The 13,396-nt window shown below is 61.6% G+C and carries 12 protein-coding genes; 9 read left to right on the top strand and 3 right to left on the bottom strand.

What is annotated here, in order from left to right; all coding sequences use genetic code 11:
• Positions 1 to 82: 82 nt before the first annotated feature.
• The 7 genes from BBI10_RS01515 to ssuE all read left to right on the top strand — a co-directional run bounded on the left by BBI10_RS01515 (position 83) and on the right by ssuE (position 8,610).
• Positions 83 to 1,405, top strand: coding sequence for a hypothetical protein (locus BBI10_RS01515; RefSeq protein WP_065986252.1), 1,323 nt, complete (start codon positions 83 to 85; stop codon positions 1,403 to 1,405).
• Positions 1,406 to 1,507: 102 nt separating this feature from the next.
• On the top strand, positions 1,508 to 2,629 hold the full coding sequence (locus BBI10_RS01510; protein WP_065986251.1) for a glycosyltransferase family 4 protein: 1,122 nt from the start codon (positions 1,508 to 1,510) through the stop codon (positions 2,627 to 2,629).
• A 9-nt stretch (positions 2,630 to 2,638) separates the two neighbouring features.
• Positions 2,639 to 3,679, top strand: a complete 1,041-nt coding sequence (locus BBI10_RS01505; RefSeq protein ID WP_065986250.1) for an acyltransferase family protein — start codon at positions 2,639 to 2,641, stop codon at positions 3,677 to 3,679.
• A 96-nt stretch (positions 3,680 to 3,775) separates the two neighbouring features.
• A complete protein-coding gene (locus BBI10_RS01500) occupies positions 3,776 to 4,999 on the top strand; it encodes a glycosyltransferase family 4 protein (RefSeq protein WP_065986249.1) in 1,224 nt (407 codons plus the stop codon).
• Between the two features lie 13 nt (positions 5,000 to 5,012).
• A complete protein-coding gene (locus BBI10_RS01495) occupies positions 5,013 to 6,425 on the top strand; it encodes an undecaprenyl-phosphate glucose phosphotransferase (RefSeq protein ID WP_065986248.1) in 1,413 nt (470 codons plus the stop codon).
• A gap of 168 nt (positions 6,426 to 6,593) precedes the next feature.
• The gene (locus BBI10_RS01490) at positions 6,594 to 7,676 is read left to right on the top strand and encodes a polysaccharide biosynthesis/export family protein (RefSeq protein WP_065986247.1); all 1,083 of its coding nucleotides are present in this window, start codon (positions 6,594 to 6,596) and stop codon (positions 7,674 to 7,676) included.
• Positions 7,677 to 8,028: 352 nt separating this feature from the next.
• On the top strand, positions 8,029 to 8,610 hold the full coding sequence (gene ssuE / locus BBI10_RS01485) for an NADPH-dependent FMN reductase (RefSeq protein ID WP_065986246.1): 582 nt from the start codon (positions 8,029 to 8,031) through the stop codon (positions 8,608 to 8,610).
• A gap of 10 nt (positions 8,611 to 8,620) precedes the next feature.
• On the opposite strand, the gene BBI10_RS01480 is transcribed toward ssuE, so the two are convergent.
• The 3 genes from BBI10_RS01480 to BBI10_RS01470 all read right to left on the bottom strand — a co-directional run bounded on the left by BBI10_RS01480 (position 8,621) and on the right by BBI10_RS01470 (position 11,642).
• A complete protein-coding gene (locus BBI10_RS01480; RefSeq protein ID WP_065986245.1) occupies positions 8,621 to 8,896 on the bottom strand; it encodes a hypothetical protein in 276 nt (91 codons plus the stop codon).
• Between the two features lie 298 nt (positions 8,897 to 9,194).
• Entirely contained in the window at positions 9,195 to 10,565 is a 1,371-nt protein-coding gene (locus BBI10_RS01475) for a gluconate:H+ symporter (RefSeq protein WP_065986244.1), read from the bottom strand.
• Between the two features lie 153 nt (positions 10,566 to 10,718).
• Positions 10,719 to 11,642: a LysR family transcriptional regulator gene (locus tag BBI10_RS01470; protein WP_065986243.1), complete on the bottom strand. Its 924-nt coding sequence runs from the start codon at positions 11,640 to 11,642 to the stop codon at positions 10,719 to 10,721.
• A 130-nt stretch (positions 11,643 to 11,772) separates the two neighbouring features.
• Between BBI10_RS01470 and BBI10_RS01465 the strand changes: the two genes are divergently transcribed.
• Both BBI10_RS01465 and BBI10_RS01460 read left to right on the top strand, forming a co-directional pair.
• Positions 11,773 to 12,474, top strand: coding sequence for a CoA transferase subunit A (locus BBI10_RS01465; protein ID WP_037013408.1), 702 nt, complete (start codon positions 11,773 to 11,775; stop codon positions 12,472 to 12,474).
• An 82-nt stretch (positions 12,475 to 12,556) separates the two neighbouring features.
• A complete protein-coding gene (locus tag BBI10_RS01460) occupies positions 12,557 to 13,213 on the top strand; it encodes a CoA transferase subunit B (protein ID WP_065986242.1) in 657 nt (218 codons plus the stop codon).
• Positions 13,214 to 13,396: the final 183 nt, after the last annotated feature.

Below are 13,396 nucleotides of genomic sequence, written 5' to 3'. Positions count from 1 at the left end.
ACGTGATGCCGACACTAACGCCGACGGCCCGAGACCTACCTGAGCAAGTGCTCCGGACCGTGCCTCTTCACTGAGACAAGCCATGCTCATCCCATACCTGACCCGGTTACGACGACCCTCGGCCGTCCTGTTGCTGGGCTTGTTGATCAGTTGCGCCACGCGGGCTGACGAAGCGTTCATCATCGGCGTCGACACGCACTTGATGAACAAACCCGGCACCTCCGGCCGCGCGCTGCAGCTGCTCAAAGCGGCGGGTGTCGACTCGGTGCGCGACGATGCCTATTGGTCCAGCGCCGAGCCCCGACGAGGGTTATTGAAGATTGAGCCTTCGTGGCAGTCATTCCTGAGCACCGCCCAGGAAAACCGCCTGCGACCGCTGTTGGTGCTGGGCTACGGCAACCCGTTTTACGAGAACTACGCCAAACCGCGTAAACCCTCGATGCGCGATGCTTACGGCAACTACGCCAGCTTCGTCACTCGCCAGCTCACCGACAGCGTGGACTTCTACGAGATCTGGAATGAGTGGGACAAGGAAAACCCGGTCGATCCTGGGTTCGCCGAAGACTACAGCCTCCTCATCGAACAGACCGCCAAGCGCATTCGTGCCAATCAGCGGCCGATGGTGATCCTGGCCGGCGCGGTGACGAGCCAGGGCATGGACCTGGGGTTTGCCGATCGGCTGGTGGAATCGGGGGTGCTCAACCATGTCGACGGGCTGTCGCTTCATCCCTATGTGTATTGCCGTTCGGATGAGCGCAACACCCCGGAAAACTGGATTGCCTGGCTGCGGCGGATCAGCGAGGACCTGACGGAAAAGAACCGCAACAAAGAGCCGGTGCCGCTGTACCTCACTGAAATAGGCTGGCCCAGTAATGACGGCCGCTGCGGCGGTGACGAGAAGATTCAGGCGGCGTTTCTGGCGCGCAGTTTCTTCCTGGCGCAGACGATGCCCAACATCAAGGGCATGTGGTGGAACGGCCTGCTCAACGATGGCCCCGACGGCACTGACCCGGAGCAGAACTTCGGTCTGCTGAATCAGGACCTGAGCGTCAAGCAGGCGTACCTGACGCTGAAGGCCATCAGCCCGACGCTGCATCAATTCCGCTACGACGCTGAAAAGAGTCGGGAAATCGACTCGCAATACCTGCTGCGGTTCGCCCGGGGTTCGGAACAGATCATGGTCGCCTGGACCGCCGGGCTGCCGCGATCGATCAAGGTGGACGCCAGCAGCGTGTTGCGCGGCAACGTGCAATACATCGACACCCGCCAGCCGCAACGCGGGCTGGTCGACAGCGGTATCCCGTGGAACTGCAACGACGGGCGTTGCTCGGCGCAAGTGCCGATTGATGACTTCCCGAAAATAATAAGCCTGGGCACACGCCCGGCACTGTTTGCCTTGCCCTGATTTCTGCCTTTTTTATTTCGGCCCTTCTTTTGGGCGCCCCTTCATCCAGGGCGCTGACGGCTCTGCGCACGACCCCTTTATCTCTTCTACAGGTCGACCACAATGATTGTGATCAATGCACGTTTCCTGACCCAGGAATTGCGTGGCGTTCAACGCTTCGCCGAACAGATCTGCCTGGCCCTCAAGCAGCTGCGCGACGACGTGGTGTTCGTTGCGCCCCACGGCATTCAGATGCACGAGAGCGCCAAGGCCCTCGACGTGCAATGCATCGGCAGCCACCGCGGCCACCTGTGGGAACAACTGGACCTGCCGCTGTACCTGCGCCGTCAGGGCAACCCGCTGCTGATTTCCCTATGCAGCACCGCGCCGCTGTTTTACCGCAACCAGATCGCGACCCACCACGACGTCACCTATGTGCGTCACCCGGAAAGCTACACCCGCACGTTCCGAATGCTGTACCGGACCATGACGCCGATCATGCTGTCCCGGATCAAATCGCTGCTGACGGTGAGCGCCTTCTCCAAGGGCGAAATCTCGCAGTTCTACAGATTCCCGGAGAAGAAAATCTTCGTGGTGCCCAACGCCGTCAGCGGTGCGTTTCAACCGGGCCCGCCCCTTAAAGAGCAACAGGACTACCTGCTGGCGGTGTCTTCGCCCAGCGCGCACAAGAATTTCAGCCGGATGATTCAGGCGTTCCTCCTGCTGCGCGGTCACGATGATCTGCAATTGCGCATCGTCGGTGGCGCCAGCGGGATCTTCAGCGACGACAACCTGCAACGCCTGGCCAGCCGTGACCCACGCATCCGCTTTCTGGGGCGCCTGAGCGACGACGAGCTGATCAGCCAGTATCAGGGCGCAACGGCCTTTGTGTTTCCGTCGCTGTATGAAGGCTTCGGCATTCCGCCCCTGGAAGCCCAGGCGTGCGGTTGCCCGGTGCTGGCGGCGAACGCGGCGTCGATTCCTGAAGTGCTGCAGGCCAGCGCGCTGTATTTCGACCCGCTGGACATTGAGCACATGGCCGCCGCCATGGAGCGCATTCTGACTGACATGCCGTTGCGGCTGTCGCTGCGCCGACGCGGACTGAACAACGTGGCGCGGTTCTCCTGGGAAGAATCGGCGCGCCAGGTTTCCCAACGCATCGACGCGCTGCTGAGTCCGGCCAGAGACCGGCGCAGCAGCCAGGGCAGCGATGCCTTGGGTCGTGAATCTTCCAGCAAGCTCTGAGGCACTGCCATGAAACGCCTTGCCTACCTCGACGCGTTGCGCGGCATCGCTGCCTTGATGGTGGTCTTCACCCATTTGTACGCACCGGTGATCGGTCACGTCTGGGCGCTGGATTACCTGATCGACCCCGGCAAATTGGGGGTGCTGTGGTTTTTCATGATCAGCGGCGTAGTGATTCCCTACAGCCTCAAGCCGGTGCCCGACGGCGCCCGACGCTTTCTGATCTCACGCTTCATGCGTTTGTACCCGGCCTACTGGCTGTCGCTGGTGTTGTTTGTGCTCATGCTTCAGTTGACCGGCGCGCCGCTGCCGTCCTGGCCGCAGATCGTCGCCAACCTGACCATGGTGCAAGCGGCACTGGGCTTCGACGACGTGGTCGGCCTGTACTGGACGCTGTTCATCGAACTGGTGTTCTACGGGCTGTGTTTGGCGCTGTTCATCGCCGGCAAGCTGTACGACCTGGCATTCCGGGCGCGCTGTTCGCTGGTGTTTCTGCTCGCCGCGCTGGCAATGGGCATTGCCCGCGCACTGACCGAACACAAACTGCCGGTGGCGCTGCCCCTGGCGTTGTCGCTGATGTTCTTCGGCTCGGTGTGGCGCCAGTGGTTGCTGGCCGAACACAGCGCGGCGCTGACGCGAAACCTGAACATGCTGTTCGTGGCCTTCGCCGTGCTGCTGCCGCCGACGCTGATCATGGCTTACAGCAAGGACATGGGCACCGGCGAAACCTGGGGCCGTTACTGCTTCACCTACGCCGTCGCCATCGTCAGCTTCGTGCTGCTGACCCGCAGTGTGCGTCTGAACCACCCGGCGCTGGTCTGGCTGGGCGCAGTGAGTTATTCGCTGTACCTGCTGCACCCGTCGATGGGCATGCTCAGCGAGTTTCTGCTGCGCGGGGCCGACGCACCGGGCCTGCTGGTGGCGCTGGTCGCGACGGTGCTGACCCTGGGCGCCGCCCATCTGTGCTTTCGCTACATCGAACACCCTTTCATCCAGCTCGGAAAACGCCTCAATAACCGCAACGCCAAGACGCAGCCTGTGAGCGTCTGATTTAGCGCCTGCGAACATGGAAAGGTTGTGGGACCGCCCTCGCGAGCTTCGCTCGACGTGCCGGGCGTCCTTCGGCCGTTAATGCAGAGAATTCCAATGAAAATTGCAATCGTCCACGACTGGTTGGTGACGTACGCCGGTGCCGAAAGGGTTTTGGCATCGCTGATCAACATCTGGCCCGAGGCGGACCTGTTCTCCGTCATCGATTTCCTCAGCGACCAGGACCGCGCCCAATTGGGCGGCAAGGTCGCGACAACCACGTTCATCCAGCGCCTGCCCAAGGCCAAGACCAAATACCAGCGCTATCTGCCGCTGATGCCGATGGCCATCGAGCAACTGGACCTGTCCGGTTACGACCTGATCATCAGCAGCAGCCACGCCGTGGCCAAAGGCGTGTTGTGCGGCCCGGACCAGTTGCACGTCAGCTACGTGCACTCGCCGATCCGCTACGCCTGGGACCTGCAGCATCAGTACCTCAAAGAGGCGAACCTGAGCACCGGCCTGAAGGGCAAAGTGGCGCGGATGATCCTGCATTACATGCGCATGTGGGATCAGCGCACCGCCGCCGGCGTCGATGACTTCATCGCCAACTCGCACTTCATTGGCGCGCGCATCACCAAGGCCTACCGTCGCGAATCCACGGTGATCTACCCGCCCGTGGACACCCGCGGATTCGCGCTGCAGGAACAGAAGCAGGATTACTACTTCACCGCCTCGCGCATGGTCCCGTACAAGCGCATGCCGATGATCATCGAAGCCTTCGCGGCCATGCCGAACAAGCGGCTGGTGGTGATCGGCGACGGTCCGGAAATGGACAAGGCCAAGGCCGCTGCGGCCAACGCGCCGAACGTTACGCTGCTGGGTTATCAGCCGTTCGCGGTGTTGCAGGAGCACATGAGCAACGCCAAGGCGTTCGTGTTTGCCGCCGAAGAGGATTTCGGCATCAGCCCGGTGGAAGCCCAGGCCTGCGGCACGCCGGTCATCGCGTTCGCCAAGGGGGGCGTGGTGGAAACGGTCTGCGGCCTGGATCACCCGCAGCCCACCGGCGTGCTCTACCCGGAGCAGAGCGTGGCGTCGCTGATGGCCGCCATCGAGACGTTCGAGATCAACGGTTCACGCATCACCGCGCAAGCCTGCCGGAGCAACGCCGAGCGCTTCAGCGAAGCCCGCTTCGAGCAGGAAATGCGCCAGTTCGTCGAGGCCCGCCTGACCGCTGCCCGTCAGAGCCGCCAGCCAGCACACACCCGGCCGATCCTGAGCGCGCCGACGCTGGTCAGCAGCGACCTCTCCGCCCGCGTTGTTCCGATCAAATCCGTCTGAGCGAGCACAGAATATGCGCACTCCATTACGGGGCATCCTGCATGCCCATTCATCGTCGCTGTCCGTCGCTCACCGGCTGCTCGATCTGGCGGTCATCGCGGTCGGCGGTTATGGCATCAACCTGCTCGCCGGCACGCCGATGAGCGCCGAAGCCTGGATGCAGATTCTGCTGGCGGCGGTGGCTTTCCACTGGCTGGCTGAATATCACCAGCTGTACGGCTCGTGGCGGGGCGAGCGCATCGTGCGCGAGCTGCTGAAGGTCGCCAATTACTGGGGCCTGGCCTTCGTGCTGCTGCTGTTCGTCGACTACCTGCTGTTACAGCCCGACCATCTGGCCGACAACAGCCAGATGGCCTGGTTTGCCGCCGTGCTGGTAACGCTGTGTGGCTACCGTCTGGCGATCCGCAGCGTGCTGCACAGTTTGCGCGCCCAGGGTTTCAATACCCGGCGCGTGGCGATCGTCGGCACCGGCCATTGCGGCGAGCGCCTGGCGATGTCCATCGAGCGCGCGCCCTGGATGGGCCTGAACTTGCTGGGCTTTTATGACGAAGCGCCGCAGCAGATCGACCTGGCGCGCATTGGCCGGCGCATTCCGGTGCTGGGCGATCTGGATCAACTGATCCAGGACGCCCGCGACGGCAAAATCGACAAGGTCTACATCACCCTTGAACTCGGTGCACAGGAACGTTTGCAGGCACTGATCAAAGGCTTGAGCGACACCACCGCGTCGGTCTACGTGATCCCGGACGTTTTCATGTTCGAGTTGCTGCACGCCCGCAGCGAGAGCATCAACGGCCTGCCCAGCATCAGCATTTTCGACTCGCCCATGGACGGCGCCTGGAGCGTGGTCAAGCGGCTGGAAGACATCGTGCTGTCGAGCATCATCCTGACCATGATCGCCCTGCCGCTGATCCTGATTGCCCTGGCGATCAAGCTCACCTCCCCCGGCCCGGTGCTGTTCCGTCAACGCCGTTACGGGCTGGACGGTCGGCCGATCATGGTCTGGAAATTCCGCAGCATGAGCGTGCAGGAAAACGGCTCGGTGGTGACCCAGGCCACGCGCAACGACAGTCGCATCACGCCGCTGGGCGCGTTCCTGCGGCGCACTTCGCTGGACGAGCTGCCGCAGTTCTTCAATGTGCTGCGCGGCGAGATGTCCATCGTCGGCCCGCGCCCCCACGCCGTGGCGCACAACGAGCAGTACCGCAAACAGGTGTCGGGTTACATGCTGCGGCACAAGGTCAAGCCGGGCATCACCGGCTGGGCACAGATCAACGGCTGGCGCGGCGAAACCGACACGCTGGACAAGATGCAGAAACGCGTTGAATTCGACCTGCAGTACATCGAGCACTGGTCGGTCTGGCTGGACCTGAAAATCATCCTGCTGACGCTCTTCAAAGGCTTCGTCAACAAGAACGCCTTCTAAAAGAAAATCTGCCAATAACCACAAACATGGCCAAGGGCTAGTAAGCTTGGCGGGAGGTGCACGGGTGCATGAGCGAATGTGATCCGATGTTCGGTGTAAGTAAGGGATGCAAAGAAATCACTGCGGTGCCAGTACGCACCTATTAGTAGGATGAGAAGGAACATTCATATGAAAGTAACGTTAGCGGTCGTGCTGCTTTCCAGTCTGGTGTTGCAAGGCTGCGCATTCGCCCCCGGTCAGTACATGTCTTACAGCGATGTCACCGAGAAAGACCCCGACGGTCCCCAGGTCACGCTGATCAACATCACCCCTGCCACCCTTGCGCAGCAGCAGAAAACGGCGGACGCAGCGGCCAAACCGCTGCCCCCGGAACTGCTGAACTACAAGACGCCTGAATACGTCGTCGGCCCGGGCGACGCCTTGCTGGTGACGGTGTTCGAACACCCTGAACTGACCGCGCCCGGCTCCCAGGAACAACTGGACGCCAACAGCCGCGAAGTGCTGAACGACGGCACCGTGTTCTTCCCGTACGTGGGCCGTATCCAGGCCGCCGGCAAGACCGTTTCGCAGATCCGCGATCAACTGCGCATGGGGCTGGCGCCGCAGTACACCGAAGTGAAAGTCGACGTCAAAGTGCTGCGTTACAACAGTCAGCGCGTCCTGCTCTCGGGTGCCTTCAAATCGGCTGGCCCGCAACCGATTACCAACATTCCGCTGAGCCTGGTTCAGGCCATCAGCCAGGCCGGTCTTGATTCGACCGACGCCAACCTTGCCGGCCTGACCCTGCGTCGCGATGGCAAGGATTACGTGATCGACGTGGACTCGCTCAACCGCAAGGATTCGCAGATCAGCAAGATCTTCCTGAAAGACGGCGACTACCTGCACCTCAACAGCAATTCGAAGAACAAGATCTACGTGCTGGGCGAAGTTCAGCGCCCGCAGGTGATCTCCTTCAGCACCACCAGCGTGACCTTGCTGGAAGCGCTTGGCACCTCTGGCGGCCTGAGCCCTGACGCAGCCGATGGCGATGCGGTGTATGTGATTCGTGCACAAGACGCCACCCACGGCGCGACGGTCTATCACCTGGCCGCGAAGAAGCCGACCAGTTACGCGCTGGCGAAAGGCTTCGAGCTGGCCGCCCAGGACGTGGTGTTTGTCGGCCCGGCCAACATCACCCGCTGGAGCCGTTACGTGAGCCAGTTGCTGGGCTCGAACAACATCATCCAGACCGGTGCGATGTTCAGGAATTGAGTGCCAGCTTCAAGCCGCAAGTCTGAAGCTTCAAGCTGACAGCAGAGCAACAGAGAAATCCCCGCAGTGGTCCGACTGCGGGGATTTTTTTTGGGTTTGATTTGATGAGGGCAAGTGTCGCTGGGGAAACAGTGGATCAACAGTCGCGTGCGCCTGGATCAACAGTTTGGGGTGGTTGGCAGGATTGCAGCTGTGTGTGATCGCTGGATTGACGGGGGCGGCGGGCGATGGAGAGCGCTGGCACGCATGCTGCTTGAGTACCGGCGAAGGGTCTTCACGCCCATTACTTCGCGTTGAACGCGGCCTGCTCGGTGCCTCGCACCTCGGGTGACTGACCCCAAGGAAACAACACATGTTGGTAGTTTCGATTTCAGGTAGCCCTTCCACCCGATCGCGCTCGGGCGTGGTGTTGCAGCATGCGGCGCACTGGCTCAAGGACCGTGGCGTCGAAGTCAGCGGTGTGCGCATTCAGGATTTTGCTGCCGAGGATTTGCTGTACGCCCGATTCGACAGCCCCCAGGTGGTGGCTTTCATCGACGCGGTGGCGAAGGCGGACGGTTTGCTGATCGGCACGCCGGTGTACAAGGCGTCGTTTTCGGGGGCGTTGAAGACGCTGCTCGACCTGCTGCCGGAGCGTTCATTGCACGGCAAAGTGGTCTTGCCGATCGCAACGGGGGGGAGCATTGCCCACATGCTGGCGGTGGATTACGCGCTGAAACCCGTGCTGTCGGCACTGAAATGCCAGGAAGTGCTGCACGGTGTATTCGCCATCGACAGCCAGATCAGCTATGGCGAGAACGCGTTGGGCGGTGAGCTGGATGAACTGCTGACCCAGCGCCTGCATGACGGTCTGGATCACTTTTTACTGGGCCTGCAACACCGGACTCAGGCGCGTCACAAGGAAGCGGGCGGGCACTTGAAGCTGGCGTTGTAAGTGTTCCGGCTTAACCCTGACGGGCTTTCGACGCGACGCTGACTTCGGCATTCACTTCACCACGGTTATCGAACGCGTGGGCCCGTTGCAGCTGTGGCTGTTCGATCAGTCGGGCTTTGCGGGCCTGGAATTCGTCGTAGGACAAGCCACGACGATTGAGGTCTTCGAGGGCCAGCTGGTGGGTTTCTTCAGCGCTGTAGGCACGCAGCTCGGGATGATTGCCAGCGGCACAACCGGCGAGGAGGGAGGCGCAGAGTAACAGGGAGAGGACAAGAAGACGGTTCATTGGGAGCCTCCATTCGGCTCGTTTCCGGAATGAAGCCAAGGCTACGCCCCGGGCCTTTCCAGCAGAAATCAGTCGTCTTGATAGTGGCTATCGGGTTGGGCGGTGACTGGACTTTTTGCGTTCGAAGATCGAGATCAAAAGCTTCCCGGCTGAAGCCGGTCCTACAGACACCGCATACCCATTGTAGGACCGGCTTCAGCCGGGAAGAGGCCCGCATGACCGCCATCAATTTCTTGGCAAATACCATTCCATAAGGCTCCTCACTCCGAAAAGGCTTCAGCGTTTGCTCTGGACATGGTCAGACCAAAAAGTGCCACAACAGCGACGTGCCGATCAGACCCACCACCGACACAATGGTCTGTAGCACCGACCAGACCCAGATTGTCTGCTTCAGTTGCAGGCCGAAGTATTCGCGGACCATCCAGAACCCGGCGTCGTTGACGTGGCAGAAGAACACCGAGCCCGCCCCGATCACCAGCGCCACCAGTGACGCTTCCACCGGCGCCAGCCCGGCCATCATCGGCGCAAGGATGCCCGCCGTGGTGGTCGTCGCGACGGTGGCCGAACCGGTCGCCTGACGCAGCGCGACGGCAATCAACCACGCCAGCAGCAGGTACGGCATGTGCGCGCCTTCGGCCACTTTGCTGATGGTCTGGCTGACGCCGGCGTCCAGCAAGGTTTGCTTCAAGCCGCCGCCCGCGCCGATGGTCAACAGCAGCACGGCAATCGGCGCGAGACTCTTACGCAGCGTGCCGCCCACTTGCTCGCGGGAGATACCGTTGGCCCAGCCCAGACACACCGTCGCCGCCAGCACCGCAATGCCCAACGCCACCAACGGCTCACCGAGAAATTTCAGCGTCAGGGCGGTGTTGCTTTCCGGCGCCATGGCGATTTTCGCCAGGGTGCTGCCGAGCATCAGGATCACTGGCAGCAGGATGATCAGCAACGAGATGCCGAAGCCCGGTTGGCGGGAGGCAGTGGGTTTGGCCGAGAACAGCTCGCCCAGCTCTGCCGGCTCCTCGATGTGCATGCGCTTTGACAGCCAGTTGCCGTACAGCGGACCGGCGAGAATCACCGCCGGCACCGCCACGCAAAACCCCAGCAACATGGTCAGGCCCAGATCGGCGTGCAACGCAGCGACGGCGATCAGCGGCCCCGGGTGCGGCGGCATCAGCGCATGCAGCGTGGTCATGCCGGCCAGCGCCGGAATGGCGATTTTCAGCAGCGGCTGATTCGACTGGCGCGCCATGACGAAGATGATCGGCACCATCATCACCAGGCCCACTTCGAAGAACAGCGGCAGACCAATGACCATGGCCACCAAGGCCATGACCCACGGCAGCATCTTGCCCTTGCCCAGCCCCAGCAGCGTCGACGCGATGCGATCCGCCGCCCCCGATTCGGCCATCAGCGCACCGAGCATGGCACCGAGGGCAATGATGATCCCGGCCTCTCCGAGAATCCCGCCCGCGCCCTTGCTGAACGCCTTTGCCACTGCTTCCGCTGGCAACCCCGCGCCTATCCCTGCGATGAATGTGCCCACCAGAATCGACAGAAACGGCGGGAGCTTGGTGGCGCTGATCAGCACGATGATGGTGGCAATGGCGATCAGGCAGCAGATGATCAGGCGAGTGTCATGAAACACCCAGGCAGCAGACGACAGATCCAACGCGGAGCCCCTTACCGTTCGGTTTTTATCTCGGGATGTTTTGAAACAATATGTTTCAACCGGCCGAACCATACCGGATGCGGCATTGCGTCGCAGTTAAATTTTTACAGGATCTGGCCGTTTCGCCGCCGGTCTCCAACGTGGAATGCGGTATCACCCAGCGGGAGCGAGCTTGCTCGCGAGGGCGGCATTCGAATCCCGCGCGCATTCGATCAGCACCTCGCGCAACCCCTGGGCCGCTGCCGACAGTTGGTGATCCGCCTGGGTCATCAAACCAATACGACGCTCGATGCGCGGGCCTTCCAGGGCAATGCAGCGGGCGCCGAGTTCTTCCATCTGCGCGATGCACAGCGATGGCACCGCGCTGACCCCCAGGCCATTGGCGACCATGCGCCCCACCGTCGACAGCTGATGGCTTTCGAACGCCACCGACAGCTTGCCGTGCTGGCTCTGCAGGTCCTGCTCCAGCAGCAGGCGCACGGCGGACGGGCGTTGCAGGGTGATGAAGTCGTGACGCAGCAGCTCATCCCAACTCACTTCGCGGCGCGCGGCCAGTGGCGAATCTTTCGGCACCACGGCGACAAACCGATCCATGTAGAACGGCGTGAAGATCAGGTTAGTGCCCGCCTCGGGCTCGAAGCCGATGCCCAGTTCCACGCGGCGATGGCCGACCATTTCCACCACCTGCTCGTTGATCACGTCGTGCACCGCCACGTTCACCCGTGGGTAGCGCTCGCGAAACACCTTCAGCGCGATGGGCAGCAGATTGCCCGCGTAGGACGGCATGGCGGCCACCGACACCTTGCCCATCTGCAGGGTGAAACGCTGACGCAGGAGTTCCTCGGTGTTGTCCCAATCAGCGAGCAACTGGCGGGCCAGTGGCAGCAAGGCCTCGCCCTCCGGGGTCAGGCTGACATGGCGCGTGGTGCGGGTCAGCAACTGCCCGCCCAGGTCTTCCTCCAGCGCCTTGATGGTCAGGCTTAAGGCCGGTTGCGACACATGCAGCCGCTCGCCGGCCTGAGCGAAACTCAGGCACTGCGCCACCGCCAGAAACGCACGAAGCTGTTTCACGTTCATATATTTGGATTACTTATCAATCGATGAATAAATCAAAATTAACAAATCACTGCGTGCGAGAGAAGATGCGGCCAACGCTCTCCGATGCTTAGATTGTCGGACACAACTACAAATAAGGCGGGATCTCACCATGGCTGGACTCGACAAACGCGTGGCAACCTACGCTGAAGCCCTCGCCGGGCTGACCGACAACATGACCGTGCTGTCCGGCGGCTTCGGATTGTGCGGCATCCCGGAAAACCTCATCGCAGAAATCAAACGCATGGGCGTGAAAGGCCTGACGGTGGTTTCCAACAACTGCGGCGTCGATGGCTTTGGCCTGGGCATCCTCCTGGAAGACCGGCAGATCCGCAAAATGGTCGCGTCCTACGTCGGTGAAAACGCCCTGTTCGAACGCCAGTTGCTCAGCGGCGAGCTGGAAGTCGAGCTCACCCCCCAAGGCACCCTGGCCGAAAAAATGCGCGCAGGCGGCGCCGGCATTCCCGCCTTCTATACCGCCACCGGCTACGGCACGCCCGTCGCGGAAGGCAAGGAAACCCGTCAGTTCAACGGCCGCAACGTGATTCTGGAAGAAGCCATCACCGGCGACTTCGCCATCGTCAAAGGCTGGAAGGCCGACCACTTCGGCAACGTGGTCTACCGTCACACCGCGCAGAACTTCAATCCGGTCGTGGCCACCGCCGGCAAGATCACCGTGGTGGAAGTCGAAGAAATCGTTGAGCCCGGCGTGCTGCTGCCCACCGAAATCCACACCCCCGGCATCTATGTCGATCGCGTGATCCTGGGCACGTTCGAGAAACGCATCGAGCAGCGAACCGTCAGAAAAGCCTGACCCAAGCGCCGTACTCGCACCGATTTCCCCCTTGTATCTCCGGTTTTCTACAGTCCGGACAGAATAAAAGAGACCCAAGACCATGGCACTCTCCCGCGAACAAATGGCACAGCGCGTTGCGCGCGAACTGCAAGACGGCTTCTACGTGAACCTGGGCATCGGCATTCCGACCCTGGTCGCCAACTACGTCCCGGACGGCATCGACGTGATGCTGCAATCGGAAAACGGTCTGCTCGGCATGGGCGCCTTTCCGACTGAAGAGACCATCGACGCGGACATGATCAACGCCGGCAAACAGACCGTGACCGCACGCAAGGGCGCATCGATCTTTTCGTCGGCCGAGTCCTTTGCGATGATCCGTGGCGGCCACGTCGACCTGACCGTGCTCGGCGCGTTCGAGGTGGACGTCGAGGGCAACATTGCGTCGTGGATGATCCCCGGCAAGCTGGTCAAGGGCATGGGCGGCGCGATGGATCTGGTGGCTGGCGCCGAAAACATCATCGTCACCATGACCCACGCGTCCAAGGACGGCGAATCCAAGCTGCTGTCACGCTGCAGCCTGCCGTTGACCGGCGCCGGCTGCATCAAGAAAGTGCTGACCGACCTTGCGTACCTTGAGATCGAAAACGGCGCCTTCGTGCTGCGCGAAACCGCCCCGGGCGTGACCGTGGATGAAATCATCGCCAAGACCGCCGGCAAACTGATCGTGCCGGATGACGTGATTGAAATGACGTTTTGATCGCCCCGGCAATGGCGCGGTTCTGCAGGATCCGCGTCATGCCCCACGTTTTCGCCACAGCGTAAGCGTTTGCCACACCCGCACCTTTCGTCAGACCGCCCTGCCCCTTCAGCGATGAAGGGGCTTTGCTGTATCTGAACCGGTGCTTTTTTCACGTCACCGCCAACACTTGAAACTGCCGTC

Origin of the sequence: Pseudomonas graminis, assembly GCF_001705435.1 — a bacterium.
In the GTDB taxonomy this organism is placed as follows: domain Bacteria; phylum Pseudomonadota; class Gammaproteobacteria; order Pseudomonadales; family Pseudomonadaceae; genus Aquipseudomonas; species Aquipseudomonas graminis_B.
Note: the sequence above shows the minus strand (reverse complement) of the source record. Positions and strands in the feature narration are given on the sequence as shown.

Coding starts and splice junctions, on each gene's coding strand:
- BBI10_RS01515 (WP_065986252.1), top strand. CDS start 83: ATGCTCATCCCATACCTGACCCGGTTACGACGACCCTCGGCCGTCCTG.
- BBI10_RS01510 (WP_065986251.1), top strand. CDS start 1,508: ATGATTGTGATCAATGCACGTTTCCTGACCCAGGAATTGCGTGGCGTT.
- BBI10_RS01505 (WP_065986250.1), top strand. CDS start 2,639: ATGAAACGCCTTGCCTACCTCGACGCGTTGCGCGGCATCGCTGCCTTG.
- BBI10_RS01500 (WP_065986249.1), top strand. CDS start 3,776: ATGAAAATTGCAATCGTCCACGACTGGTTGGTGACGTACGCCGGTGCC.
- BBI10_RS01495 (WP_065986248.1), top strand. CDS start 5,013: ATGCGCACTCCATTACGGGGCATCCTGCATGCCCATTCATCGTCGCTG.
- BBI10_RS01490 (WP_065986247.1), top strand. CDS start 6,594: ATGAAAGTAACGTTAGCGGTCGTGCTGCTTTCCAGTCTGGTGTTGCAA.
- ssuE (WP_065986246.1), top strand. CDS start 8,029: ATGTTGGTAGTTTCGATTTCAGGTAGCCCTTCCACCCGATCGCGCTCG.
- BBI10_RS01480 (WP_065986245.1), bottom strand. CDS start 8,896: ATGAACCGTCTTCTTGTCCTCTCCCTGTTACTCTGCGCCTCCCTCCTC.
- BBI10_RS01470 (WP_065986243.1), bottom strand. CDS start 11,642: ATGAACGTGAAACAGCTTCGTGCGTTTCTGGCGGTGGCGCAGTGCCTG.
- BBI10_RS01465 (WP_037013408.1), top strand. CDS start 11,773: ATGGCTGGACTCGACAAACGCGTGGCAACCTACGCTGAAGCCCTCGCC.
- BBI10_RS01460 (WP_065986242.1), top strand. CDS start 12,557: ATGGCACTCTCCCGCGAACAAATGGCACAGCGCGTTGCGCGCGAACTG.